The organism is Euryhalocaulis sp., assembly GCF_013911995.1.
Lineage (GTDB): Bacteria > Pseudomonadota > Alphaproteobacteria > Caulobacterales > Maricaulaceae > Euryhalocaulis > Euryhalocaulis caribicus.
On sequence record NZ_JACESD010000030.1, the window covers coordinates 1 to 23527 of the forward strand.

Consider the following 23527-nt stretch of genomic DNA (forward strand, 5'->3'; position numbering starts at 1 on the left):
GTCTGGAACGGCGGCGGGCGGGGCCTCGCGCGGCGGGGCCGGAACCAGCGTCACCGGGATCGGCCGCTCCGGCGCGCGCACCCGGCGCTCGGGCAGCAGTCCGGCCAGTTGAAACGCCAGCACATGCAACAGGGCGGACGCGCCCAGCAGCCAGGCCAGGCGCTGCCCGGGCGGCAACTTGACGAAATAGCCGGCAACGGACGGGGGGAGACGCATCGCCGGCCCACTATAGGAACAGGGGCGCCGCCCGATCACCTAACGAATTTGCGCTGATTGTTTCAGCGCCGCCCGATCAGCAGCTGGAGCCGATCCGGTTGATCGCCGCCGTGACGCCCGACAGCGAGAATTCATAGGCCGCGAACCCGCCATCCTCGGCGGTGGCCTCCACGCGCATGGTTGCGCCATCTTTCATGGATTCGACCAGCTGGCGCTCCTCGCCGCGGTCGGCGATGAAGGCCTCGTTCTCGTCGGCGAAGCTGTCGAAGGCGCTATAGGCCACCTTCATTTCCGGGGCGCGTGACGGCTTCAGCGGATAGCCGGCGTGGAAGCTCGGCTCCACCGCGCCCGCGCCCTTCCAGCTGGACACGATCATGAACACATCGCCGTGATTGAACGCCTTGGGCGCGGCGTCCAGCGGCGCGGTGACGGCGTAGCAGACTTCGCGTCCCGCCTCGCTGGCGCGATAGACGCTCCAGTCGCCGAACGTCGCTTCCTTGACCGGCGCGCCCAGCGCAGGCGCCGCCGCCAGCACCGCAGCAGCAATTACGAGACTGTTCCTGACCATGCCCTATCCCTTTCGTTTTCGCGCGCCGTGCCGCAAAAAAGGAACCGTGAATACCAGGCGGCGATTATATCACCTTTCCACACGGCGGCGAGCGGGCGCGGGTGAATAAAACAGTCTTGCAAGACCCTGACCCGGGCGCGGACCGGGCGGCCCAGGCCGAATGGATGCGCGCCATCGCCGAAGCGCAGGACGAAGACGCCTTTGCGCGGCTGTTCGCCTTTTTCGCGCCGCGCCTGAAATCCTATCTGATGCGCGAGGGCGCGGCGGACGAGGCCGCCGAGGAAATCGCCCAGGAGGTGATGACCACGGTCTGGCGCAAGGCCCGCAGCTACAAGCCCGAAGCCGGCGCCGTTTCCACCTGGATTTTCCGCATCGCCCGCAACCGCCGTATCGACCAGCTGCGCCGCGGCAACCGCCCGGAGCTGGATCCCGACGACCCGTTCTTTCACCCGCCGGCTGAAATGGCGCCGGACCGCGCCCTTGAAGGCGGCCAGCGGGACGCCATTATCCGCCGGGCGCTGGGCGAATTGCCGCAGGACCAGCAGGAGACGATGCGTCTGGCTTTCTATGAAGGGCTCAGCCAGTCGGAGATCGCGGAAACCCGCCAGATTCCCCTTGGCACGGTGAAATCCCGCTTTCGCTTGGCCTTTGATAAGCTGCGCGCTGCGCTGGATGAAGCGGGGCTGTGATCCGGTTGGCTTATTTGAATCGTAAGAGAAGCGGACAATATCAGTTCCATAAGGGACTTTCGGCGCGGTTTGGGGAAACCGTCCGTTTGCAGGATGTGAGAGAGAACGGATGAACAGGGACCAGATGACCGCCGATTACGCAGCCGGCGTGCTTCACCCGGCATTGCGATTGATGGTCGAGGCGCAGGACGCCATCGATGGCGAGCGCGCGCGCGACAGCGAGATTGCGGCCGCGGCGGGCGGCGCGTGGCTGGAATCCGAAGACCCCGCGCCGATGAAAAATAATGCCCTGGACACCGCGCTTTCCAGCATCCGCGAAACTCCGATGGACCCTGCCGCCCGCGCCGCCCGTCAGGCCGGGCAGCGTCTGGCGGAACTGGCCGCCGTTCCCGAACCCATTCTGGATCACGCCATCGAAGCGGCCTCGGGCCGTGGCTGGAAAAGCCCGATGAAGGGCGTGCGCCGCCTTGAACTGATGCGCGATGGCGACCTGACCGCGGAGCTGATCCACGTAAAATCCGGCGTCAGCGTGCCCGCTCACGGCCACTCGGGCCGCGAATACACGCTCTGCCTGCAAGGCGAATTCCTGCAGGACGGCAAGGTCTATGGCCGCGGCGACATGGTTATCGCCGATGGCGAAACCGTTCACGCCCCCCGCGCCGATGGCGAGGAAGACGTGCTGGTCTATGCCGTGACGGAAGCGCCGCTGAAATATCACGGCGTCGCCGGCCTGCTGCAGAAGATTTTCGGGTTCCGCTAGGCGTTGGCGTCCGGCCGTCCCGGCCGTTTCCACTCATTGGGATCGCCCAGCTCCGCCCCGCCCGGCTTTACGGGCCGGTCCGGCCACCCGCCCATGACCAGCGTGCGGTCATAAAGCGTGATCGCGGTCGCGTAGCCGACATTGACGCAGAATCGCGTGGGGATTTTCACGATGAAATCGCAGGCCGCCTGCATCTCTTCCGAAAGAGAGCCTTTCTCGCGGCCCAGCACATAGGCCGCCATGCGCGGATGCCGGAAGGTCGGCAGGTCGATGGAATCCGCCGTCAGCTCCACCCCCACCAGCTGCGTGCCCTGCGGAAGCGTCAGATCGCCCAGCGTTTCATAGGAAAAGCACGGCACGGACTGATCGGTCTTTGACGTATCGGCAAACTGCACCTCGCGCACCCGGTGATGGGCGCCGATGGTGAACATGAAGCTGGCCCCGAAGGCGTGGGCGGTGCGCATGATGGCGCCGTAATTCATCGGCTTGGAGATGCCCTCCGCGCCCACGGCGAACCATCCGCGCGCCGGCTTGATGCCGTATTCCGCCATGCCGTTTCCCTAGAACACCCCGGATTCGACGCGCCCGTCCTTGTGGACGCAGGCGCGCTTGAGGCCGGATGAGGAGAACGGCATGACCACGCGGCCCCGGCCGTCAATGGCGATCATGCCGCCATCGCCGCCCTGCCGTTTCATGTCCTGCAGCGCGCCCAGCGTCGCCTCTTCCACGTCCTGCCCGCCATAGCGGATGCGCGCGGACACGTCCGCCGCCGCCGCGGCGCGCATGAAAAACTCGCCCTGCCCGGTGCAGGAAACCGCCACGCGCTTGTCCGCCCATGTGCCGGCCCCGATCACCGGGGAATCGCCAACCCGGCCCGGCATCTTGTTGATCACCCCGCCGGTCGAGGTCGCCGCCGCCAGATGGCCTTCGGCGTCCATCGCCACGGCGCCCACCGTGCCGTGGCCCAGCTCGCCGGTGGCCAGCTTCTTGTCGGAGGCCGGCTTGTAGTAATCCGCCGGATCGTCCACGCGCTCCAGCCCCTGCGCGCGGGCAAATTCCTCCGCCCCCGCGCCGACCAGCATGACATGCGGGGTTTCCCGCATGACGGCCCGCGCCGCCTCCACCGGCGAGCGGAACCCGCGCATCGCGGCCACCGCGCCGGCGCGGCGCGTGAACCCGTCCATCAGCGAAGCGTCCAGCTCATATTCGCCATTGGCGTTCGGGCTGGAACCGCGCCCGGCGATATAAAGGCCGGAATCCTCCAGCTGCTTCACCGCCCAGACAATCGCGTCCATTGCGGATTCGCCGTCCAGAAGGCGTTTGTGGGCGTCTCGCGCCAGTTCGCGCAGATGCGCTTCGTGTTTGTCGTAGTTTTTCGACGGGTCCGGGCCGGCCCCGCCATGCAGTGCGATCGAAGCAACAGATTGCGCCATCGGCGAAATCCCTTTTCCATAGCGTCCGAAAGAAATTGAATGCCGCGCACCATAAGGAAGGCGAACCGTAATGAAAGCGATGCTAAGCACCCAGCCCGGAGGCCCTGACAGCCTCGCCCTGACCGAGCAGGAGGACAAGTCCCCCGGCGCCGGCGAAGTCGCCATCCGCATCCACGCCGCGGGCGTGAATTTCCCGGACCTGCTGATCATCGCCGACATGTATCAGTTCAAGCCCGAGCGCCCCTTCGCCCCCGGCGGCGAGGTTTCCGGCGTCGTCGAATCCGTCGGCGAGGGCGTGGATAATCTGAAAGAGGGCGACCGCGTCCTGGCGATGATGCTCAATGGCGGCTACGCCACGCGCGCCGTCGTCCCGGCCAACACCGCCATCAAGATCCCGGACAATATGCCGTTCGACGAAGCGGCGGGCTTCCTGCTGACCTATGGCACCACCCGCCACGGCCTCGCCCAGCGCGGCGACCTGAAGGAAGGCGAGACCCTCTTCATACTCGGCGCCACCGGCGGCGTCGGCTCGGCGGCGATCGAGCTTGGCAAGGCGATGGGCGCAAAAGTCGTCGCCGGCGTTTCCAGCGAGGAGAAGGCGAAGATCGCCAAGGAATTCGGCGCGGATGAGACGCTGGTCTATCCCAAGGGCGAACTGGACCGCGACGCCCAGAAGGCGTTTTCAGCCGCCATCAAGGAGGCCTGCGGCGGCGAAGGCCCGGACGTGATCTATGACCCGGTGGGCGGCGATTACGCCGAACCCGCTTTCCGCTCGATCAACTGGAAGGGCCGTTATCTCGTCATCGGCTTCCCCGCCGGCATCCCGAAAATCCCGCTGAACCTGCCGCTGCTTAAGGGCGCGGACCTGGTCGGCGTTTTCTGGGGCGCCCATACGGGCCGCGAACCCGAAGCCCACAAGGAAAACCTCAAAGCCCTCTTCCAGCTCTACGGCGAAGGCAAAATCCGCCCCCGCATCAGCCAGACCTACAAGCTCGAAGACGCCGGAAAAGCGCTACAGGCGCTGGCGGACCGCACCGCCACCGGCAAGCTGGTTCTGGATTGCACGTAAAAAACGGTTTGAGTCCCCTCGCCCCCGAGAGGGGAAGAGGGCAATGACGTCCCAAATTCTCGGAAGAGGATTTGGCTGACGGAATGGGTGAGGGGGCGCGTTGAACCAGAGAGCTTCTGCGAGCCTTCCCCTCACCCTTTCGCGCGGCCAATTAAAAGATTGGGCGCTCAAGCCCTCTCCCCTTCACAGGGGCGAGGGGACTAACTCTCCAGCAGCACCCTTCTCGCCGCCTCGGCCATGTCGGTCATGTCCCGGCCGCGCCACCATTCGCGGCCCTCGGCGTCCATCAGGGCGAAAGCCTCGCCCTCGCGGATCAGCGACAGATGCGCGATGCGGCCGCCGCGCCAGATATCCACGCGCTCGGGCTCGCCTTGCGTCCATGACCAGGCGCTCCAGCGGTCGTCCGCGGTTCCGGCGCGCAGCGCCGCGTCAATTTCGTCGAGAAGGGTCGAATCGAACGCCATCGCGCCTATAAAAGCGCGCGCATGGCCCCGACGCAAAGCGTCTAGAGCTCGATGGGCTCGGTGCTCGGCGCCGGCTTCTTCAACAGCGCGCGGGCCGCGGCGCGGTGAATGTCCTTGATATGGGCCGAGACCATGCCGACCGTCATGGCCAGCACCGTGGCGTCATCGGTGAAGCCCAGCCCCACGATCATGTCGGGCAGCGCATCGGTCGGGATCACGAAATAGGCCAGCGCCCCGGCCAGCACGCCCTTGACCCGCGCCGGGGTCCTGGGATCGCGATAGCAATACCAGGCCGCGGCGAGGTCTTCGGAAAACGGAATCTTCCCGACATTGCGCCAGAATTTCGGCCAGAACCGCTCCAGCTTCCGTTCCGGTTCATCGACCTTCACGGGCGGGTAAAACGCCGCATCGGCGGTCTGGTCCTTTGTTTCAACGTGCATATCGTCTATTTCGCTTGGCGAAGACATTGTCCAACTGGCTCACATAAATGGGCGCTGCGCGCCCCGATCACAATCATTGCAGATGAGAGGACTTATTTCATGAAGCTCGACAGCTCCTTTGCCGCCATTGTCACCGGCGGCGCTTCCGGTCTCGGCGAAGCCACGGCCCGCGCGCTTGCGGCCAATGGCGCGAAAGTCGCCCTTTTCGATCTTAACGAGGAGCAGGGCGAAAAGGTGGCCGGCGAACTCGGCGGCGTTTTCTGCAAGGTGGACGTCTCCAGCCTCGACAGCATCGAAGCCGGCCTCAAGAAGGCCCGCGAGGCTCACGGCCAGGAACGCGTCACCGTCAACTGCGCCGGCATTGGCTGGGCGGAAAAGACCGCCGGCCGCGGCAAGGAAGGCGATCTGCGCGTGCATAACGCCGACGCCTTCAAGAAAGTCGTCAATATCAACCTGATCGGCTCTTTCCTCGTCGCCTCCCGTTCCGCCGAGGGGATGCTCAACAACGAGCCGGACGACAATGGCGAGCGCGGCGTGATCGTTCACACCGCCTCCGTCGCGGCCGAGGACGGGCAGATCGGCCAGGTCGCCTATTCCGCCTCCAAGGGCGGCATTGTCGGCATGACCCTGCCGATGGCGCGCGATCTCGCCCGCGAAGGCATCCGTGTGAACACCATTCTGCCCGGCTTCTTCGAAACCCCGATCTATGACCAGCTGCCGCCGGAAGTGAAACAGGCGCTGCAAGCCCAGACCGTCTTCCCGCAGCGTTTCGGCCGTCCGGACGAATACGCCTCGCTGGTCGTGGAAATGGTCCGCAACGCCTATCTCAACGCCGAGTCGATCCGTCTCGACTCCGGCTCCCGCATGCCCCCGCGCTAGGCGGGGCGACAAGGCTCGAAGCGTCCGGCCTTAATAGACCGGGCGCTGCACCTGCGACAGGTTCCGCGCCACTTCGCGCGCATTGAACACGTTCGCCGCGTCCGGATACGGGCCGGGGCCGAACTTGATCTCCGCAATCGCCTGATAGCGTGTGGATTCGCGCACTTCGACATCATTGAAGAAGGGCGAATACGGGCCGTACCAGCCATAACGCGGGTGGTAATAGCGGTAATGCGCGTTGAACCCGTAGCCCGGATAGGCGGAAGTCGCGTATTGCCGGGTTTCGGCGTCGGTATCCCGCGTCACCACGCGGAAATACTCATGGCCCTGTTGCAGGGTCAGCTCGGCGGCGCGCAGCAACAGATAATTCTCGACCGTTTCCCGGTCGGTGATCGTGTTGCCGGAGAATGTGACCCGGTAGCGGTCCGGCTCGATCCGCTGTTCGGCAAAGCCGTAAGGCGTGTCGATGGCCGGCTGGTAAGGCGTTGGCGTGGCGCAGGCGGCCAGTCCGGCCAGCAGCGCGCCCGCAATCGCGGCTCGTATCAGCATGACAGTGTTTCCTCGTTGCATGTGCATGCCCCTCTACGCCTAATATGGGCCGCAATTGCGTGGCCTTAAAGGCGCAAACGACGCACCCTTTCGCCAAAAAGGCTTTACCTATGTTTATCGCACTGGCCGCCGCCCTTCTCGTCGCCGACGCCGCCGAGGCGCAGACCATGCTGCTGGAGGCCTGCGAGAAGCAGGGCGGCACGAAGACCGAATGCGTCTGCGGCATGGAAGTCGCGCGCGACAAGCTCTCCGACCGGGAGCTGATCCTGTTCGCTGAAATGACGCCCTTCCTGGACCGTCAGGACTACGCCCAGGCCCTGCCCGAGGCGCTGCAGCACGCCGACTCCCTCGGCTATACGCCGGGCGAGGTCGCCGACGCCTTCGCCATCGCCTATGAACATGCCGAGGCGGTGGAGAAGAAATGCAGCGAGGACGCCGCCGCGCCGGAGGGCTGACCTTCGCTAGTGCAGCCTGAATTCCCCGTCCACGGGCCGGAATTCGCTGGGCTTGATCAGGGCTGAAGAGGCCAGGCGCACCGAATGGATCGCGGCCTCGATCTCGTCTTTCCAGAAGATCAGGAATTTGTGCACGCGCGGGAATTTCGGCGCGAGGTCATAGGTCTGCCACAGGAAACTCTGCAGCAGGTCCGGATGGTCCGGCATGTAATAGAGGATTTCCGCCGTGGTCAGGCGGTAGCCCTTCAGTTTCAGCTCCATTTCGCAGAGCGTGTCATCCATGGCGCGGCTCCTTCCCGTTTTCTCAATCCGGGCGCCGCGCAGGACGGGTTTCTTTTGCGGCGCCGGGCCTGATCGTCCCTACGCGGGTAAAAGCCTGCGCCATTCCGGGTGAAAAGAAGGTGAACGCCCGCCCTCGCCGGCGCGCCTTGCGCGCTTGCAGGCGGGCCGGTTTGCCCTCTACCAAGTCATTCGCGATACAAAATCGAAGCGACGGGGACGTTGAATGAGCCGGAAACTCTGCCTGATTACGGGCGCATCGGCCGGAATCGGGGCCGCTTTCGCCCGGAAATACGCCGAAGAGGGCTGGGATCTGGCCCTGACCGCCCGCCGGAAGGACCGCCTTGAGGCGCTGGCGAAAGAGCTGACGGCCCAGCACGACATCGATGTCCTGACCATCTCCGCCGATCTTTCGGACAGCCGCGCCCCGGAAAACATTGTCGAGGCGATCGAACACCAGGGCCGCCATGTCGATGCGCTGGTCAATAATGCCGGTTATGGCCTGCCCGGCGTGTTCACATCCGCCCCCTGGCGCACCCATGCTGACTTCATCCAGCTGATGATGACCGCCCCGGCGCACCTGATCCGCCTCGTCCTGCCGGGCATGCAGGAGCGCAAATTCGGCCGGATCATCAATGTCTGCTCGGTCGCGGGCTATGTTCCCGGCGCGCGCGGCCACACGCTTTACGGCGCCTCGAAGGCGTTTCTGATCAAGACCAGCCAGTCCCTGCATCTGGAGAACGCCCGATACGGCGTCCACGTGACCGCCCTGTCGCCGGGATTTACTTATTCCGAGTTCCACGACGTCAATAATACCCGCGAAATGGTTTCAAAGACCGGCGGCTGGATGTGGCAAAGCGCGGAAGCGGTGGTCGAATCCGGCTATGACGCGGTGGAGAACAATGTCCCGATGCGCGTGCCCGGCTTCCATAACAAGGTGATCACCACGCTCTCCCGCGTCCTGCCGGAAATCTGGGCGCTGGGGATCATGGCCAAACAGTCCGAAAAGATAAGAGACGCCTCATGAACCAAGCCGATTCCCGCCTGATCCTTGCCCTTGACCTGCCCGGCGTGGACGAAGCCCGCGCCATGGCGGACGCGGTCGGGGAGGCCGTCAGCTTTCATAAAATCGGCCTCCAGCTCATTCCGATTGGCGGCATGGCGCTGGCCCAAGAGCTGAAAGCGCAGGGAAAATCGGTCTTTCTGGACTTCAAACTGCTGGATATCGCCGCCACCGTGGAGAAAGCCACGCGCTCGCTGGCCGGAATCGGCGCCGACCTCCTGACCGTTCACGCCGAGCCGGAAGCCATGAAGGCCGCCGTGAAAGGGCGCGGCGACAGTGATCTGAAGCTGCTGGGCGTCACCGTCCTCACCTCCTATGACGACGCCGCGCTGGCCGAAATCGGCTATCAGCGCACCGCGAAGGATCTGGTCCTGCGCCGCGTCGATCAGGCCGTGGAGGCCGGAATGGACGGAATCGTCGCCAGCGCGCACGAGGCGGAGGAAATCCGCGCCCGCACGCCCGACGATTTCCTGATCGTAACCCCCGGAATTCGCCCCGCCGGGGCCTCCTCCGACGATCAGAAGCGCGTCGCCACCCCGGAAAGCGCGCTGAAAGCCGGCGCCACGCACCTGGTGATCGGCCGCGCCATTACCGGCGCCAATGATCCGAAAGCCGCCGCCGAGGCGATCGTGGCGGAGATGAAAGCGGCCTGAACCTAGTGGCCCTTGCCGCCGCCATAGCCACAACCCCCGCAGCCTTTGCCGCCGCCCTTGTGCCCGCCGCGATAGCCGCCGCGGAAACTCTGGCGGACGCTGATGGATGCATTGGCCCGCGCCGTGGCGCTGGCCGAAGCGCTGGCGCGGCTGCCCGCCAGGCCGGAGAAGCGTGAGCGATTGTCGACGATGACAACGCCGCCGCCCCCGCCGCCATAGCTTCCCCCGTCGGCGTAACCGACGCCGCCCGTCAGCGCCAGCGACCCCAGATGGATTCCGCGCCGCGGCTCATAATGCCGCGCGCGGACCACCTCGACCGACCGGTGATCCCGGGCGATCTGGCAGGAATCGACATACTGGGCGCTGTAGTGATGGGCGGCGCAGCCCGCCGCCTGACCGCCATACCGGACATCGCCCCCGCGATATTCATGTCCGTACGGGTAGGAGCGGCCCGGAGAAAGCCGGCGATAATCATCATACGCCCTGTATTGTGAATACGTATTCGTATTCACATACGCGCCGCCATAGATGCGGCGCTGGTCATACCGGTAGTCAGACCCGTAATACCCGGCGCGTCCGCTGGCGCGGAATTCCGGTTCATAATAGTCGCGGCCATAATAGCCCTGCCCGTAATAGGGATCGGCGTCATGGCGATAGGCGGCGGTAAAGCGCGCCGGCTCGGCATAACGGTCATCATAATCGTAATAACCGCTTTGGCGCTGATCGCGGTATCCATAGGAAACCCCGGCGTCATAGCGCGCCGGACCGCCCAGAAGTTCGGCGTCCGCTCGGCCATAGCCTCCGCCATAAGAGGTCGAGCTGACAAAGCGCGCGTCCGGCCCGTCCGAATAGGAACGGATATTCCGACGCGGCGCATCCGCATAGGCGCTGGACGTGATGCGTCCGGCCGGCGCGGCGGCGGTCGTGCTGCGGACATACCGGGAATCCAGCTCGGTCCGCCCGCGCGCATCCAGCCCGGAGAAAGCCGGCCCGCACGTCACGGACCGCGATCCGTCCGGACCGCCGCTGAGGCAGACCTGTTGGGCGTTGGCGGGAACGGCGAAAAGAGCGGCGCCGGCGGAACCGGCGATCAGGAGCGCGCGCAGCATCTCAAATTGAACCTTCTGCAAAACAGGCGGCGACGCAAAAGGTTAACAGCGATTAAGCATGACGGAAAAGCGATCTAGCGCATCACGCGAGTCCGCATTCCCCGCGCGCTTGAATGACGACGCCTAGAAATCGCTGGCGACGCCGTCCTTTTCCCAGTCGCCGTAGCGCGTGGGTTCTTCGCCCTTGGGGCCGCCCAGCTCGGCGGGCCGCTCATTGGCGCGGCGGTCATACTCGGCGCGGCGGGCTTTGGCCTCGGCAAGCGCGCGTTTCGCGGCGTCCTCGATCCGGGCCTGACGGTCTGGCGCATTACTCATGCACCCTAAATGGCGCATCTCACGCCTCTGTCAAAGCGCCGCGCGCCGTGCTAGCGCGTCAAATCATGCAAGACAGCCCGGAAACCGGCCTTCCCGCCCGCCGCGCCGCCGCGCGCGCCTATGCCGAAACGCTGCAGCGCGGACGTCCGCTGGACCAGACTCTGGCCAGCCAGCCCGACTTCAAGCGGCTGGACCCGCGCGACCGCGCCTTCGCCCGGCTGATCGCCGCCACCGCGCTGCGCCGCAAGGGCCAGATCGGCGCCGCGCTTTCGGAGTTTCTGGAGCGCCCGCTGCCCGACAACGCCATCCACGCCATGGCGCTGCTGGAGACCGCCGCCGCCCAGATGATCTTTCTGGAGACCCCGCCCCACGCCGCCGTCGGCGCGACCGTGACCCTGATGGGCGAACGCAAGGAGACGGAGCGTTACAAGAGCCTGGCCAATGCGGTGCTGCGCAAGGTGGGCCAGAACGCGGACTCCTTGAGCCATCTGGCGCCGGTGGAAACGAACCTGCCGGTCTGGCTGATGGTCGGATGGACCGACGCCTATGGCGAAGAGGCGATGCCGGGCCTGGCCGAAAGCTGGATGGGCGAGCCGCCGCTGGACCTGACCCTGAAAGACCCGGCCGAGGCGGCGCAACGCGCCACCGCGCTGGACGCCGAATGCCTGCCCACCGGCTCGCTGCGCCTTGCCCGCGCGCCGCGCGACCTGACGCGGCTTGAGGGTTTCGCCGACGGCGCCTGGTGGGTACAGGACGCCGCCGCGGCCATCCCGGCGCGTCTGTTGGGCGATCTGACGGGCAAGCGCGCGCTGGATCTCTGCGCCGCGCCGGGCGGCAAGACCATGCAGCTGGCCGCCGCCGGGGCGGACATCACGGCGCTGGACCGGTCCGAAAGCCGGCTGAAGCGTGTGGAGGAAAACCTTGCCCGGACGGGGCTGTCGGCGGCGCTGGTCAAGGCGGACGCCGCGAAATGGACGCCGCCCGACGGCGCGCTGTTCGATGCGGTGCTGCTGGACGCGCCCTGCACGGCGACCGGCACGCTGCGCCGGTCCCCCGATGTCGCCTGGTCAAAATCGCCGGAGGACGTGGCGGCGCTGGCGCGGACCCAGACCGCCATGATCCGCCACGCGGCGGCGCTGGTCGCGCCCGGCGGGTCGCTGGTCTATTGCACCTGCTCCCTTCAGCCCGACGAGGGCGAGGCGATTGTCCGCGCCTTCCTGGCCGAACACCCGGAATTCCAGACCGCCGCCGCGGATGCGTCCGGGCTGGGCCTGCCGGATGAGGCGGTGACGCTGGACGGCTGGGTGCGCACGCGGCCAGATTTCTGGGCTAAGCGCGGCGGCATGGACGGTTTTTTCGCGGCCCGAATGAACAAATCCCGTTCAGCCGGCGTTTAAGTCAGTCCTGTTATCAAAACGCCCGAACCGCCCGCAGACCGTGGCGGAGTTTTAGCCTTGAGGAGGCTTCAGACATGATCAAATTCAACACCCGGACGAAAGCCGCTATCGCGGTTCTGGCGACCGCCAGCACGCTGGGCCTGACGGCCTGCGGCACGACCTATGGCCCGACCACGTACGGCCAGGCTGAAGCGGGCGTCGCCGCCTATACCGAATCCGGCACCGTGGTGGGCTATCGCCCGGTCCGTTTCGAACAGGGCGAGCTTAAAGGCGGCACGGCCGCCGGCGCCGCTGTCGGCGCCGTGGGCGGCGCGGCCCTTGGCGGCGATACTGAAGGCCGCATCGCGGGCGGCGTGCTCGGCGCTGTCGCCGGCGCGCTGATCGGCCGCGAAGTGCAGAAGCAGGCCTATTCCGGCACCGGCTTCGCCTACACCGTCGAACTGGATAACCGCGATCTGGTCACCGTCGCCCAGGGCGGCCAGCAGCCGATCCCGGTCGGCACGCGGGTCTTCGTGGAAACCGGCGCGAACGCGCGGGTCTATCCGCAGACCGGCGGCGCGGGCTATCGCTACTAGGCGCATCGCCCACTGACATAACCTCCAGCCCGCGCGGCTGAGGGGCTGCGATCACGCCCGCTCCCGCTTGCTAAGGGGGCGGGCGTATTGCTATGCGCTTTCACATAATGTCCTCAGTCAAAATCTCCCCATCCATCCTTTCGGCCGACTTCGCCCGCCTGGGCGAGGAGGTCGCCGCGATCGACGCCGCCGGCGCCGACTGGATCCATGTCGATGTGATGGACGGGCATTTCGTGCCGAACATCACGATCGGGCCGGGCGTCGTGAAGGCGATCCGCAAGGTGACGGACAAGCCGTTCGACGTTCATTTGATGATCGAACCGGCCGACCCCTATCTGGAGGCTTTCGCCGAAGCCGGGGCCGACATCATCAGCGTGCATCCCGAATCCGGTCCGCATTTGCACCGCTCGCTCCAGACCATTCGCGGACTGGGCAAGAAGGCCGGCGTTGTGCTGAACCCCGCCACTCCGGCCAGCGTGGTGGAAACCGTGCTGGGCGATATCGACCTGGTGCTGGTGATGAGCGTCAATCCTGGCTTTGGCGGCCAGAGCTTCATCGACAGCCAGCTGAAGAAGATCGAGACGCTGCGCGGCGTGATCGACCGCGCCGGCGCGGATATCGAGCTGGAAGTCGATGGCGGGGTAAACGCGGAAACCGCGCCGCGCGCCCTGTCCGCAGGTGCCACTGCGCTTGTGGCGGGCACTGCCGTATTTTCGGGCGGTTCATCGCGTTACGCTGAGAATATTGCCGCGCTTCGCGGTGATTCCTGAAGCGCCTTAGGGGGACCGCCCATGCCAGCGCGCCTGACCGGACCGCGCGCCTATCTCAACGCCATTTCCCGTGGCGTGGCGCGTCTGGTGATGGAGGAATGGCGCGCCTTGCCGCTTTATCAGCGTCTGGTGCTGCGCGGCACGGTTCCCGACACCCTGAAAGCCCGCCCGCGCCATCTGCGCCCCGCCGACCCGGAAGCCGGGCAGGCGATTCTGGAAGGACGTTTCCAGCTGGCGGGCCTTGAGCTGAATGTCGGGGAGGGCGGCGACCCGTGGGCGGTTTCCACCCCGTCCCGCCGCTTTGCCGAGCGCCTGCACGCCTTTGAATGGATGCGCGATCTTCTGGCGGTGCAGGATCCCGCCGCCCGCAAGGAAGCGCGCCGCCTGACCGATCTGTGGATCGACGAGTTCGGCCGCGGCTTCAATGTGTTCGCCTGGTCGCCGGGCCTGTCGGCCGAACGCCTGCGCAACTGGCTGGTCGCCGCGCGGGACCTGTTCGCGGACGAGGACTCCGTTCGCCGCTCCCGCCGTTTCTACACGCTGGCCTCGCAGGCCCGTCACGTGGCGCGGTCCGGCGGCGAGACGGCGGACGGCCTGCCGCGCCTGATCGCCCGCGCCTCCGCCGCTCTGGCCTCGGTCTGTCTCGACTGGCCGCAGCGCCGCCAGACCCGCCTGTTCGACCTGTTGGGCGAGGAGCTGGACAATCAGATCCTGGAAGACGGCGTCCACGCCTCCCGCTCGCCTGAGGCGACGCTGGAGGCGATGATCGAGCTGTCGCTGCTGGAGGACGCGCTGTTTCAGCGCGACATGGACCCGCCGGAGGGCGTGGCCCGCGCGCTGGCGCGGCTGGGTCCGGCCCTGCATTTCTTCCGCCACGCCGATGGCGGTCTGGCCGCCTTCAATGGCGGCGGGGCGGGCGACCGCGCGACCATCGAGGACGCGCTGGCCCGCGACGAACCGCCCAAGCGCATTTTCGCTGTCGCCCCGCACGCCAAGTTCCTGCGCGCCCGCGCCCATGACGCCATCGTCATCATGGATGGCGGGGCCTCGCCGCCCGCCGCCTTCTCCGATCAGGCGCATGGCGGGGCGCTGTCCTTCGAGTTTTCGGCGCAGGGCCAGCGCCTGATCGTCAATTGCGGCTGGTCGCCGGATCAGCCCGCCGCCTGGCGGGAGCCGGTGCGCTCCACCGCCGCGCACTCCACCCTGACCGTGGCGGAGACCTCGTCCTCCCGCCTCGTCCCGCCGGGACCGGGCCGGGCCATTGCCGGGCCGAAGCTGAAGATCGGCTCCAATTCCCTCTCCGCCAAGGCGCGGGAGGAAGAGGCCGGGGCGTGGCTGGACGGCGCCCATGACGGCTATCTCAAGGATTTCGGGCTGATCCACCGGCGGCGGCTTTATTTGAGCGCCGACGGCAATGATTTGCGGGGCGAGGATACGCTGGACGTGCCCGCGCCTGGCTCACAGACCAAGACCCGCACAGAGACGCTCAGCTTCGCCATCCGCTTCCACCTGCCGCCGGGCGTGAAGGCCTCGATCTCCCGCGACGGGGCCAGCGCGATCCTCGCCACCGCGCGCGGCGATGGCTGGCGCTTCCGCACCGACCACCCGCCGATCCGCATCGAACGCTCCGCCTTTCTCGCCGCCGGCGCCCCGCCCGCGCGCAGCGAGCAGCTCGTCATTTACGGCGTCATCCCCCGAAAGGCCGAAAAGGGCCAGTCGCTGGTCTGCGTAAGATGGGCGCTGCAACGGCAAGGGGCGGAGGAATAAGGAATTGCTCCCCTGTTTACGGGGGAGCTGTCAGCGAAGCTGACTGAGGGGGCGGCGCGAACGTCAAACTGACCCCATCGTCCGGACGCTACGCGCCCGACACTTCCCCCGCGTGCGGGAGAAGAACACACGCCGCCTTCCCCAACACCCAACCCCATGCTAGGCGAGCCGCCAATCTCGCATCGTCATTGAAGAAGAGGCCTTTCCGCCATGTCCGCGTCCGATTCCGTCCGCGTATGCCGCGCCCTGATTTCCGTTTCCGACAAGGACAAGCTGGTCGAGCGGGCCACCGCCCTGAACGAGATGGGGGTCGAGCTGGTCTCCACCGGGGGCACGGCGAAGGCGCTGAAAGAGGCCGGGCTGCCGGTGCGCGACGTGTCCGAACTGACCCATTATCCGGAGATGATGGACGGGCGGGTGAAGACGCTGCATCCGGGCGTGCATGGCGGCCTGCTGGCCCGCCGCGATCTTGAGGCGCACACGGCGGCGATGGAGGAGCACGGCATCTCCGGCATCGACCTGCTGTGGGTCAATCTCTACCCGTTCGAGGCGACGATCGCGCGCGGCGCGGACTATGACGACGCCATCGAGAATATCGATATCGGCGGCCCCGCGATGATCCGCGCCGCCGCCAAGAACCACGCCCATGTCGCGGTCTGCGTCGATTCCGAGGCCATCGAGGAAACGCTGGCCGAGATGAAGGAACAGGACGGCGCGACCACCTATGAGACGCGCCAGAAGCTGGCCGCCCGCGCCTATGCCCGCACGGCGGCCTATGACGCCGCAATCTCCAACTGGTTCGCGAAGGAGCTGGGCGACGACGCCCCGGCCTATCGCGCGTTCGGCGGCTCCCTGAAACAGACGATGCGCTATGGCGAAAACCCGCATCAGTCGGCGGCCTTCTACACCGACGGCTCCAACCGCCCGGGCGTGGCGACGGCCGAACAGGTCCAGGGCAAGGAACTCAGCTACAACAATATCAACGACACGGACGCGGCGTTCGAGCTGGCGGCCGAATTCGATCCTGCGGACGGTCCGGCCATCGCCATCATCAAGCACGCCAATCCGTGCGGCGTGGCGGTCGGCAAGAGCCAGATCGAGGCCTATCGCCGGGCGCTGGAATGCGACCCCGTCTCCGCCTTTGGCGGCATCGTGGCCGCCAACATGCCGCTGGACGGCGAGACGGCGGCGGAAATCGTGAAGGTGTTTACCGAGGTCGTCATCGCGCCGGGCGCGGACGAAGCGGCGATGAAAATCTTCGCCGGCAAGAAAAACCTGCGTCTGCTTCTGACCGGCGGCATGCCGGACCCGCGCAGCGACGGGCTCTCCTTCCGCAATGTCGCCGGCGGCATGCTGGTCCAGGGCCGTGACGCGCGGCGCATCACGGCGGACGACCTGAACATCGTCACCAGGCGCCAGCCGACCGATCAGGAAGTGGCCGACATGCTGTTCGCCTTCACCGTGGGCAAGCACGTCAAATCCAACGCCATCGTCTATGCGAAGGACGGCCAGACGGCGGGCATCGGCGCGGGCCAGATGAACCGCAAGGATTCGGCGCGCATCGCCGCCATGCGGGCCGCCGAGGCCGCGGAGATGGCTGAAAAGCCGGAATCGCTGGCCAAGGGTTCGGCCTGCGCCTCCGACGCCTTCTTCCCGTTCGCGGACGGCCTGTTGCAGGCCGCCGAGGCGGGGGCGACGGCGATCATCCAGCCGGGCGGCTCCATCCGCGACGAGGAAGTCATCGCCGCCGCGGACGAGCACGACCTGACCATGGCCTTCACCGGCGTTCGCCACTTCCGGCACTAGGGCGGTCATGGCGCGCCGCGTCCTCTTCCCCGTCATCGTCGTCGCGCTGATCGTCCTGCTGACATGGGCGGCCGCGCCGCCGGAGCGGGTGGACTGGGCCGCGCTTCAGGACGGCGTCACGATCCATTACCCGGAGGGCGAAGGCCCGTTCCCGGTCGCGGTGCTGATGCATGGCTGCGGCGGGCCGCGCCCCTTCATGGAAGACTATGCCGAGGCCGCAAATCGCGGCGGCGCGGCGGCGGTGGTGATGGACAGTTTCGCCCCGCGCGGCATCGGCCGCCTGCGCGCGGTCACAACGGTCTGCACGGGCTTCCGCCTGCATGGCGACCAGCGCGCCCATGACATCGCCGTATTGCTCGACAATCTCCCGGATGCGCGGCTGGATACGTCCCGCGTGGCGCTGGCCGGCTGGTCGCACGGCGCCTGGGCGGCGGCGGAGGCGCTGACCCGGCGCCCGGTGGAGGCCGAGGGCGTGGACGCCGCCTTCCTGGTCTATCCCTATTGCCGCTTTCCCGCGCGCTGGCCGGGCAAGCACGCCGCGAACGGCGCGCCCATCCTCGCCGTCGTGCCGGAGGACGATTATGTCGGGGACAGCGCCGCCTGCCGCGACGCCCTGTCGGCCAGCGGGGCGGATATCGTCTCCGTCCCAAACGCCACCCACGCCTTCGACGATCCCGAACCGACCGGCATCGGGTTCGAATACAATGCGGAAGCCACGGCGGAGAACCGCGCGCGATTTACAGATTTTCTGGAAGAGACGCTGACGCGCTAGGGCGCGGCTAGTCCGCTTTCGGCGTGATCAGGCCCAGCATGTTGCCGTCCGGATCCTTGAACCAGGCAAAGCTGCGGCCATCGCCGGGGATTTCCAGCGGCCCGATATGCGCTGCGCCGCCCTCGGCCGTCACCTTTTCCAGCGCGGCCGCGATATCCTCGACCTCGATATAGAACAGCACATAATTGTGGGGTTCATGGCCGAGCGCGGTGACATGGCCGTCAATGCTGTCCCCGCCCGGGGTCAGGGACTTGGCGAGGTCGTGATAGGGGCCGGCCTCCCACCCGAAACAATCGGAAAAGAACTTCGCCGAGCGATCCTTGTCGCGGCAGCCGACCTCAAAATGAACAACCGGATTTCCCATGCGCGCCATTCTAGGCGCCGTAAAGACGCGCCGGAAAGCCAATTTCGACTCCCCGGCGCGATTTTCTTACGGCTTCACGACTTCCGAGAACTCGCGGAGATAGGTGTTGGCGATGGCCAGCTTGGACAGGGTCCAGTTGGATCCGGCCTTCAGCTCCTTCAGCGCCAGGTCCGCCCGCGCCGACTCGTGGCCGTTTTCGGCCAGCCACGCATCGACCAGAGACTTGGTCCAGTCCGCGTCCGGCGTCTCGTCCTTGCGGTCCGCGCCATAGGTCAGGATGGAGGCCACCAGCTTCTGGTGCGCGCTGTATAGCTCCTCCACCAGACGCCGCGCCGCCAGCCGGTCCCAGTGCTGCGGGCTGGTCAGTTTCAGGGCGGAAACGCGCAGGCGGTCGAAATCGAACCGGCCGGCCACGCGGTGATAGACCCAAGCGACATTTTCCAGCGGCCAGCCCGCGTCATGGGCCAGGTCGATGATGTCGCTGGCCGAGGTCAGCGGCGCCAGTTGCGCCACGTCATGGGCCAGTTCGCGCGGCGCGCCCTGTTTCACCCAGGCGTCCTCGCGGTCGTTCAGGCGCTTGCGCTGGAACGGGGACAGCATGTCGCTGGTCGCCGACTTCAGCGCGTCCACGCCCGGCTGGTAGGCCGCGATCATTTCCTGCACGGGCCGCGCATCGCCCCCGCCCACGCCCCGCACCCGGCGGGTAAGCCAGTAGGTCTGGCGGCGCAGCAGCTGCATCGTCTCACGGTGCAGTTCGATCTGCATGGCCGCCGGGGCCTTGTTGTCCAGCGCGTTGATATCGGCGCTCAGCTCCGTATAGCGGAAGATGCGGCGGGCGCATTCGAACGCACGCGCGATATCGCCGACGCTGGCGCCGGTCGTTTCCCGCGCCCGGTTCAGGAAGGTCGGCCCGCCCAGATCGCACATCTGGTTCGCCAGCACGGTCGAGATGATCTCCCGCTTCAGGCGGTGGCCGTGCATTTCCTCGTCAAACTTGTCCAGCTGGTGCGGGAAATAGCCTTCCAGAAGCATGTCGAAATGCGGGTCGTCCGGCACGGACGAAGCCACCAGATCGTCAAACAGGGTCAGCTTGGCATAGGCCAGCAGCACCGCGATCTCGGGCCGCGTCAGGCCGCGATTATCCTCGCGCAGCTCCTTGAGGATTTCGGTGGAGGGCAGGTTCTCGACCACGCGGTCCAGACGGCCTTCCTCCTCCAGCCGCACCATCATGCGCTCATGCGCGTCCAGATCTTCATAGGCCGTCGCCTCGGCGATCGAGATGGCCAGAGTCTGATGATAATTATGCGCCAGAACGTGCCGGGAGACGTCATCGGTCATCTTCGCCAGCAGCGCGTTGCGGTCTTCGGCCTTCAGGCTGCCGCCGCGCATCGCGCCGTTCAGCAGGATCTTGATGTTCACCTCGTGGTCGGAGCAATCCACCCCGGCGGAGTTGTCCACCGCGTCGGTGTTGATCTTGCCGCCCGCCCGGGCGAATTCGATCCGGCCCAGCTGCGTCACGCCCAGATTGGCGCCCTCGCCGATCACCTTGGCGCCGACCTCGCTTCCATTCACGCGGATCGCGTCATTGGCCTTGTCGCCGACTTCCCAGTTCTGCTGCGAATCCGCTTTCACATAGGTGCCGATGCCGCCGAACCACATTAGCTCGCATTGCGCCTTCAAAAGCGCGTGCATCAGTTCGTTCGGCGTGACGGTCTCGTCTTTCAGCCCGGTGATCGCCTGAATTTCCGGGGTCAGCGTCACCGACTTAGCGCCGCGGGAGAATATTCCCCCGCCCTTCGAGATCAGGGAAGCGTCATAGTCCTGCCAGGAGCTGCGGGCCTGTTCGAACAGGCGCTTGCGCTCGGCGTGGGACTTCGCCGGATCGGGGTCGGGGTCGATGAAGATGTCGCGATGGTCGAAGGCGGCGATCAGGCGAATCTGGTCGGACAGCAACATGCCGTTGCCGAACACGTCGCCCGACATGTCGCCGATGCCGATGACCGTGAACGGCTCGCTCTGGATATCCTTGCCCAGCTCGCGGAAATGCCGCTTCACCGCCTCCCAGCCGCCGCGGGCGGTGATGCCCATGGCCTTGTGGTCGTAACCGACCGAGCCGCCGGAGGCGAAGGCGTCGCCCAGCCAGAAATCGTAATCGGCCGCCACGCCATTGGCCATGTCGGAGAAGGTCGCCGTGCCCTTGTCGGCGGCGACGACCAGATACGGGTCCTCGCCGTCCCAGATGACGGTCTGTTTCGGGTGCACCACGCGGTCGTCGACAATGTTGTCGGTGATGTCGAGAAGACCGCGAATGAAGGATTTATAGGCCCGCTTGCCTTCCTCGAAGATCGCGTCGCGCCCTGCGTCGAACGGCAGGCGCTTGGGGTAAAAGCCGCCCTTGGAGCCGACCGGCACGATCACCGCGTTCTTCACCTGCTGCGCCTTCACAAGGCCCAGCACCTCGGTGCGGAAATCGTCACGGCGGTCCGACCAGCGCAGCCCGCCGCGCGCCACCGGGCCAAAGCGCAGATGCACGCCTTCGACATGCGGCGCCCAGACGAAAATCTCGCGATAGGGTTTGGGATCGGGCAGGCCGCCGGCGGCCTTGGAATCGATCTTCAGCGAGATCTGGGTCAGCGGATTTCCGTCATCGTCCCGCTGGTAGAAATTGGTCCGCAACGTCGCTTTAAGAAGGTCGCGCAGACGGCGCGACACGCGGTCATGGTCCAGGCTGGAGACATTGACCAGCGCGGCCTCGATCTCCGCGTCGATTTCCTGCGCCCGCGCGGCGCGGATATCCATATCGCCCTCGAAATCGGGATCGAAGCGCGCATTGCGCAGCTTCAGCAGCAGGCGCGCAATGTCCGGGTTCTGGACCAGCGTCTGTTCCTGCACCGCCTGCGAGACATCGGCGCCCGTCTGGCGGCGGAAGCGCGCGCAGGCGCGCAGGAAGGCCGCATCGCGCCACGGCACGCCCAGCTTCAGGATCAGCGGATTGAAACCGTCGGATTCGTTCTGGCCCGTCCATGCGGCGACGAAGGCGTCCTCGAACAGGGCGCGGGTGTCGAAATCCTCCGGATCGGCCCCGGCCGGGGCGCGCATCTCGAAATCATGGATCCAGACCGTCTCGTCCGCAGCGTCCTCGCCGCGCCGGTTGGCGCGGTATCCGGCCTCCCAGATCACGTCGACGCCCAGATGCTCCAGAATCGGCATCACCTTGGACAGCGGCAGCGGATCGGCCGCGTGATACAGCTTGAAGCGCAGGACGTCCGGCTCGTCGCCCGCCCGCCGCCAGGCGCGCACCTGGATATCGGGCTTGGGGCCCAGCGCCTCGATCTTCTCCACATCGTCCAGCGCCTCTTCCGGCGTGAACCGCTCGCGGTATCCGGCCGTGAAGCCTTCGGTATAGAGGTCGGCGACGGCGCGCACGTCATCAATGGCGTGTTCGCGCGCATGCGCCTCGAAATCGTCTTCCCAGGTTCGCGCCAGTTCGGAAATCTTGCGCTCAAGGTCGCGCACGTCCGGTTCGGGATGCTCGAACGGGTTCAGGCCGATGATGAAATGCACCCGCGCCAGCGCGCTGTCGCCGAACTGCGGGTAGAAGGCCGAAAGCCGTCCGTCATATTCGGCGCGCAGCATCTCCCCCACCTGTTCGCGCAGGCGGGTGTTGTAGCGTTCGCGCGGAATGAAGACGAGGGCGGAGATGAACCGGTCGAACCGGTCGCGGCGCAGGAACAGCCGCGGCCGCGGCCGGTCGTCCAGATGCAGGATGCCGAGGCTGATCTCCATGAGATCGTCCTCGTCCGTCTGGAACAGCTCGTCCCGCGGATAATTCTCGACGATGTTCTGAAGCTTCTTGGCGTTGTGGCTGCCCGGCAGCTTGCCCGCGCGCTCCAGCACCCGGCGCACCTTGCGGCGGATCAGCGGCACGTCGCGCGCCATGCGGTTATAGGCTTCCGCGGTGAACAGGCCGACAAACCGCGTCTCGCCCGTCACCTCGCCATTCTCGCCGAAGCGTTTGACCCCGATATAATCCATATAGACCCGACGATGGACGCGGGACCGCATATTGGATTTGGCCACGATCAGCGGCGCGGGCTCTTTCAGGAATTGCCGCACCTGCGGGCTCAGCACGGTCGGCTCCGATCCCCGGCGCAGCACGTTGCGCGTCTGGTCGCGCAGAATGCCGTACTCGCTGCCCTCGACCGTGTCGGGCTCCTCGTTCAGCAGGTTTCCGTCGCCATCCCGCAGGAAGGCGACCTGCCGGCAGCCCAGAAACGCGAAATTATCGTCCCGCAGCCAGCGCAGGAACGCCACGCATTCCGATTGCTCCTCCTCGCTGGCCTCGGTTTTGGCCGCGTCCAGCTCGTCAATCGCGGCGTCCATGGATCCCAGCATGTCGGGCCAGTCCTCGACCGCCAGACGCACGTCCTCCAGCGTGGCGTGCAGGCTTTCGATGACGGCCTTGCGCTCGGCCGCGCCCATCGGCTCCAGATGCACCTGGATCATGGATTCGGCGCGCGCCTCCGCGCCGTTCATGCGTTCGCCGGAATCGGACCGGCTGACCACCACGATGGGGTGGAACATGGCCAGCACGTCGCGCCCCTCTGCGGCGATGTCCGACATCACCGAGTCGACGATGAAGGGCCGGTCATTGGAAACGATCTCAAGGATATCGCGCCGGATCGGCTGACCGTCCGCGCCCTTGCCGGGCCGGATGCGGATCAGGGCTTCGCCCGGCTTGCGCATCTGGCCGAAGCTCCAGAACTCGGCCGCCAGATGCAGCACGTCCTCCATCGAGAGGGTTTCGAGGTCCTCCGCGATGGCGTCTTCGTGAATCTGTTTGAGAAAGGCTTCGGCGAGCTTGTCGAGCCCGTCCGGGCCCTTGAGCTGTTGAAGATCGCTGTTACGGGCGGCCTCCAGGAAATCGGATTCCTTGAAGGCGTGCGTTGCGCTGACGACCGCTTCCATCTTAAACGGCGTCCTCCCTGATCAAGTTCTGTTCTTGGCGCGGATGCTAGCCTTCGTGCGCGGCGGCGCAAGGGGCGAGACATCCCGATTTTTCAGGTCTCTGGCGAAAATCTCAGCGCCTCTTACGTCTCTGGCGCGTTATTCATTCCAGTTAATCGTAGAAAATC

Annotated in this window: 24 protein-coding genes and 1 pseudogene; 13 read left to right on the forward strand and 12 right to left on the reverse strand. The window is 66.3% G+C overall.

Annotated features, from left to right (window positions below; genetic code table 11):
• Positions 1-216, reverse strand: a pseudogene (locus tag H2040_RS09085) (hypothetical protein); the annotation flags it as partial.
• A 76-nt stretch (positions 217-292) separates the two neighbouring features.
• Positions 293-784: an invasion associated locus B family protein gene (locus tag H2040_RS09090; RefSeq protein ID WP_287156931.1), complete on the reverse strand. Its 492-nt coding sequence runs from the start codon at positions 782-784 to the stop codon at positions 293-295.
• Positions 785-900: 116 nt separating this feature from the next.
• Between H2040_RS09090 and H2040_RS09095 the strand changes: the two genes are divergently transcribed.
• Both H2040_RS09095 and H2040_RS09100 read left to right on the forward strand, forming a co-directional pair.
• On the forward strand, positions 901-1473 hold the full coding sequence (locus tag H2040_RS09095) for a sigma-70 family RNA polymerase sigma factor (protein WP_022698459.1): 573 nt from the start codon (positions 901-903) through the stop codon (positions 1471-1473).
• 109 nt (positions 1474-1582) lie between these two features.
• Positions 1583-2233 (forward strand): cupin domain-containing protein, encoded by a 651-nt coding sequence (locus H2040_RS09100; RefSeq protein ID WP_287156932.1) that lies wholly within the window; start codon positions 1583-1585, stop codon positions 2231-2233.
• Here the strand turns inward: H2040_RS09100 and H2040_RS09105 are convergent.
• The gene (locus H2040_RS09105; protein ID WP_287156933.1) at positions 2230-2784 is read right to left on the reverse strand and encodes an RNA methyltransferase; all 555 of its coding nucleotides are present in this window, start codon (positions 2782-2784) and stop codon (positions 2230-2232) included. The two genes, H2040_RS09100 and H2040_RS09105, sit on opposite strands and share 4 nt — an antisense overlap.
• Positions 2785-2793: 9 nt before the next feature.
• A complete protein-coding gene (locus H2040_RS09110) occupies positions 2794-3666 on the reverse strand; it encodes an isoaspartyl peptidase/L-asparaginase family protein (RefSeq protein ID WP_022698456.1) in 873 nt (290 codons plus the stop codon).
• Between the two features lie 70 nt (positions 3667-3736).
• On the opposite strand from H2040_RS09110, the gene H2040_RS09115 reads away from it, so the two are divergent.
• A complete protein-coding gene (locus H2040_RS09115; RefSeq protein WP_287156936.1) occupies positions 3737-4735 on the forward strand; it encodes an NADPH:quinone oxidoreductase family protein in 999 nt (332 codons plus the stop codon).
• A 200-nt stretch (positions 4736-4935) separates the two neighbouring features.
• Here H2040_RS09115 and H2040_RS09120 read toward each other — a convergent pair whose 3' ends face one another.
• Entirely contained in the window at positions 4936-5199 is a 264-nt protein-coding gene (locus H2040_RS09120) for a hypothetical protein (protein ID WP_287156938.1), read from the reverse strand.
• A gap of 41 nt (positions 5200-5240) precedes the next feature.
• Positions 5241-5639, reverse strand: coding sequence for a YkvA family protein (locus tag H2040_RS09125; protein WP_287156940.1), 399 nt, complete (start codon positions 5637-5639; stop codon positions 5241-5243).
• 99 nt (positions 5640-5738) lie between these two features.
• On the opposite strand from H2040_RS09125, the gene H2040_RS09130 reads away from it, so the two are divergent.
• A complete protein-coding gene (locus H2040_RS09130; RefSeq protein ID WP_022698451.1) occupies positions 5739-6518 on the forward strand; it encodes an SDR family NAD(P)-dependent oxidoreductase in 780 nt (259 codons plus the stop codon).
• 30 nt (positions 6519-6548) lie between these two features.
• On the opposite strand, the gene H2040_RS09135 is transcribed toward H2040_RS09130, so the two are convergent.
• Positions 6549-7067, reverse strand: coding sequence for a CC0125/CC1285 family lipoprotein (locus tag H2040_RS09135; protein WP_287156942.1), 519 nt, complete (start codon positions 7065-7067; stop codon positions 6549-6551).
• Positions 7068-7177: 110 nt separating this feature from the next.
• Between H2040_RS09135 and H2040_RS09140 the strand changes: the two genes are divergently transcribed.
• Positions 7178-7522 carry a hypothetical protein gene (locus H2040_RS09140; protein ID WP_287156943.1) on the forward strand — a complete coding sequence of 115 codons (345 nt, stop codon included), beginning with the start codon at positions 7178-7180 and terminating at the stop codon, positions 7520-7522.
• 6 nt (positions 7523-7528) lie between these two features.
• On the opposite strand, the gene H2040_RS09145 is transcribed toward H2040_RS09140, so the two are convergent.
• Positions 7529-7804, reverse strand: coding sequence for an usg protein (locus tag H2040_RS09145; RefSeq protein ID WP_287156944.1), 276 nt, complete (start codon positions 7802-7804; stop codon positions 7529-7531).
• Positions 7805-8027: 223 nt separating this feature from the next.
• On the opposite strand from H2040_RS09145, the gene H2040_RS09150 reads away from it, so the two are divergent.
• Together H2040_RS09150 and pyrF are read left to right on the forward strand one after the other, a co-directional pair.
• Entirely contained in the window at positions 8028-8828 is an 801-nt protein-coding gene (locus tag H2040_RS09150) for an SDR family NAD(P)-dependent oxidoreductase (RefSeq protein WP_287156946.1), read from the forward strand.
• The gene (pyrF, locus tag H2040_RS09155) at positions 8825-9517 is read left to right on the forward strand and encodes an orotidine-5'-phosphate decarboxylase (RefSeq protein ID WP_287156948.1); all 693 of its coding nucleotides are present in this window, start codon (positions 8825-8827) and stop codon (positions 9515-9517) included. The genes H2040_RS09150 and pyrF overlap by 4 nt, the downstream gene beginning before the upstream one ends.
• Positions 9518-9519: 2 nt before the next feature.
• On the opposite strand, the gene H2040_RS09160 is transcribed toward pyrF, so the two are convergent.
• Both H2040_RS09160 and H2040_RS09165 read right to left on the reverse strand, forming a co-directional pair.
• A complete protein-coding gene (locus H2040_RS09160) occupies positions 9520-10626 on the reverse strand; it encodes a hypothetical protein (protein ID WP_287156950.1) in 1107 nt (368 codons plus the stop codon).
• Between the two features lie 123 nt (positions 10627-10749).
• Complete coding sequence (locus tag H2040_RS09165; protein ID WP_022698443.1) at positions 10750-10941, reverse strand: DUF1674 domain-containing protein; 192 nt, start codon at positions 10939-10941, stop codon at positions 10750-10752.
• A 65-nt stretch (positions 10942-11006) separates the two neighbouring features.
• Here H2040_RS09165 and H2040_RS09170 point away from each other — a divergent pair, with 65 nt between their 5' ends.
• The 6 genes from H2040_RS09170 (at position 11007) to H2040_RS09195 (ending at position 18028) form a co-directional block, all read left to right on the forward strand.
• The gene (locus H2040_RS09170) at positions 11007-12338 is read left to right on the forward strand and encodes an RsmB/NOP family class I SAM-dependent RNA methyltransferase (RefSeq protein ID WP_287156953.1); all 1332 of its coding nucleotides are present in this window, start codon (positions 11007-11009) and stop codon (positions 12336-12338) included.
• A gap of 74 nt (positions 12339-12412) precedes the next feature.
• Positions 12413-12913, forward strand: coding sequence for a glycine zipper 2TM domain-containing protein (locus H2040_RS09175; RefSeq protein ID WP_022698441.1), 501 nt, complete (start codon positions 12413-12415; stop codon positions 12911-12913).
• 107 nt (positions 12914-13020) lie between these two features.
• Positions 13021-13683 carry a ribulose-phosphate 3-epimerase gene (gene rpe, locus H2040_RS09180; RefSeq protein ID WP_287156956.1) on the forward strand — a complete coding sequence of 221 codons (663 nt, stop codon included), beginning with the start codon at positions 13021-13023 and terminating at the stop codon, positions 13681-13683.
• Between the two features lie 21 nt (positions 13684-13704).
• Positions 13705-15450, forward strand: coding sequence for a heparinase II/III family protein (locus tag H2040_RS09185; protein WP_287156958.1), 1746 nt, complete (start codon positions 13705-13707; stop codon positions 15448-15450).
• Between the two features lie 210 nt (positions 15451-15660).
• Positions 15661-17256, forward strand: coding sequence for a bifunctional phosphoribosylaminoimidazolecarboxamide formyltransferase/IMP cyclohydrolase (gene purH / locus H2040_RS09190; RefSeq protein ID WP_287156960.1), 1596 nt, complete (start codon positions 15661-15663; stop codon positions 17254-17256).
• Between the two features lie 7 nt (positions 17257-17263).
• Positions 17264-18028 carry a dienelactone hydrolase family protein gene (locus H2040_RS09195; protein WP_287156962.1) on the forward strand — a complete coding sequence of 255 codons (765 nt, stop codon included), beginning with the start codon at positions 17264-17266 and terminating at the stop codon, positions 18026-18028.
• Between the two features lie 7 nt (positions 18029-18035).
• Here the strand turns inward: H2040_RS09195 and H2040_RS09200 are convergent, their stop codons facing one another.
• Complete coding sequence (locus H2040_RS09200) at positions 18036-18401, reverse strand: VOC family protein (protein ID WP_022696652.1); 366 nt, start codon at positions 18399-18401, stop codon at positions 18036-18038.
• Between the two features lie 57 nt (positions 18402-18458).
• On the reverse strand, positions 18459-23360 hold the full coding sequence (locus H2040_RS09205; RefSeq protein ID WP_287156963.1) for an NAD-glutamate dehydrogenase: 4902 nt from the start codon (positions 23358-23360) through the stop codon (positions 18459-18461).
• Between the last annotated feature and the right edge of the window lie 167 nt (positions 23361-23527).

Excerpts from the sequence above, each read along its gene's own strand:
- H2040_RS09105 (WP_287156933.1), bottom strand. The coding sequence starts at position 2,784 with ATGGCGGAATACGGCATCAAGCCGGCGCGCGGATGGTTCGCCGTGGGC.
- purH (WP_287156960.1), top strand. The coding sequence starts at position 15,661 with ATGTCCGCGTCCGATTCCGTCCGCGTATGCCGCGCCCTGATTTCCGTT.
- H2040_RS09200 (WP_022696652.1), bottom strand. The coding sequence starts at position 18,401 with ATGGCGCGCATGGGAAATCCGGTTGTTCATTTTGAGGTCGGCTGCCGC.
- H2040_RS09205 (WP_287156963.1), bottom strand. The coding sequence starts at position 23,360 with ATGGAAGCGGTCGTCAGCGCAACGCACGCCTTCAAGGAATCCGATTTC.
- H2040_RS09175 (WP_022698441.1), top strand. The coding sequence starts at position 12,413 with ATGATCAAATTCAACACCCGGACGAAAGCCGCTATCGCGGTTCTGGCG.
- H2040_RS09150 (WP_287156946.1), top strand. The coding sequence starts at position 8,028 with ATGAGCCGGAAACTCTGCCTGATTACGGGCGCATCGGCCGGAATCGGG.
- H2040_RS09130 (WP_022698451.1), top strand. The coding sequence starts at position 5,739 with ATGAAGCTCGACAGCTCCTTTGCCGCCATTGTCACCGGCGGCGCTTCC.
- H2040_RS09110 (WP_022698456.1), bottom strand. The coding sequence starts at position 3,666 with ATGGCGCAATCTGTTGCTTCGATCGCACTGCATGGCGGGGCCGGCCCG.
- H2040_RS09145 (WP_287156944.1), bottom strand. The coding sequence starts at position 7,804 with ATGGATGACACGCTCTGCGAAATGGAGCTGAAACTGAAGGGCTACCGC.
- rpe (WP_287156956.1), top strand. The coding sequence starts at position 13,021 with ATGTCCTCAGTCAAAATCTCCCCATCCATCCTTTCGGCCGACTTCGCC.
- H2040_RS09185 (WP_287156958.1), top strand. The coding sequence starts at position 13,705 with ATGCCAGCGCGCCTGACCGGACCGCGCGCCTATCTCAACGCCATTTCC.
- H2040_RS09165 (WP_022698443.1), bottom strand. The coding sequence starts at position 10,941 with ATGAGTAATGCGCCAGACCGTCAGGCCCGGATCGAGGACGCCGCGAAA.
- H2040_RS09160 (WP_287156950.1), bottom strand. The coding sequence starts at position 10,626 with ATGCTGCGCGCGCTCCTGATCGCCGGTTCCGCCGGCGCCGCTCTTTTC.
- H2040_RS09170 (WP_287156953.1), top strand. The coding sequence starts at position 11,007 with ATGCAAGACAGCCCGGAAACCGGCCTTCCCGCCCGCCGCGCCGCCGCG.
- H2040_RS09090 (WP_287156931.1), bottom strand. The coding sequence starts at position 784 with ATGGTCAGGAACAGTCTCGTAATTGCTGCTGCGGTGCTGGCGGCGGCG.
- H2040_RS09120 (WP_287156938.1), bottom strand. The coding sequence starts at position 5,199 with ATGGCGTTCGATTCGACCCTTCTCGACGAAATTGACGCGGCGCTGCGC.
- pyrF (WP_287156948.1), top strand. The coding sequence starts at position 8,825 with ATGAACCAAGCCGATTCCCGCCTGATCCTTGCCCTTGACCTGCCCGGC.
- H2040_RS09195 (WP_287156962.1), top strand. The coding sequence starts at position 17,264 with ATGGCGCGCCGCGTCCTCTTCCCCGTCATCGTCGTCGCGCTGATCGTC.
- H2040_RS09100 (WP_287156932.1), top strand. The coding sequence starts at position 1,583 with ATGAACAGGGACCAGATGACCGCCGATTACGCAGCCGGCGTGCTTCAC.
- H2040_RS09125 (WP_287156940.1), bottom strand. The coding sequence starts at position 5,639 with ATGCACGTTGAAACAAAGGACCAGACCGCCGATGCGGCGTTTTACCCG.
- H2040_RS09135 (WP_287156942.1), bottom strand. The coding sequence starts at position 7,067 with ATGCTGATACGAGCCGCGATTGCGGGCGCGCTGCTGGCCGGACTGGCC.
- H2040_RS09140 (WP_287156943.1), top strand. The coding sequence starts at position 7,178 with ATGTTTATCGCACTGGCCGCCGCCCTTCTCGTCGCCGACGCCGCCGAG.
- H2040_RS09115 (WP_287156936.1), top strand. The coding sequence starts at position 3,737 with ATGAAAGCGATGCTAAGCACCCAGCCCGGAGGCCCTGACAGCCTCGCC.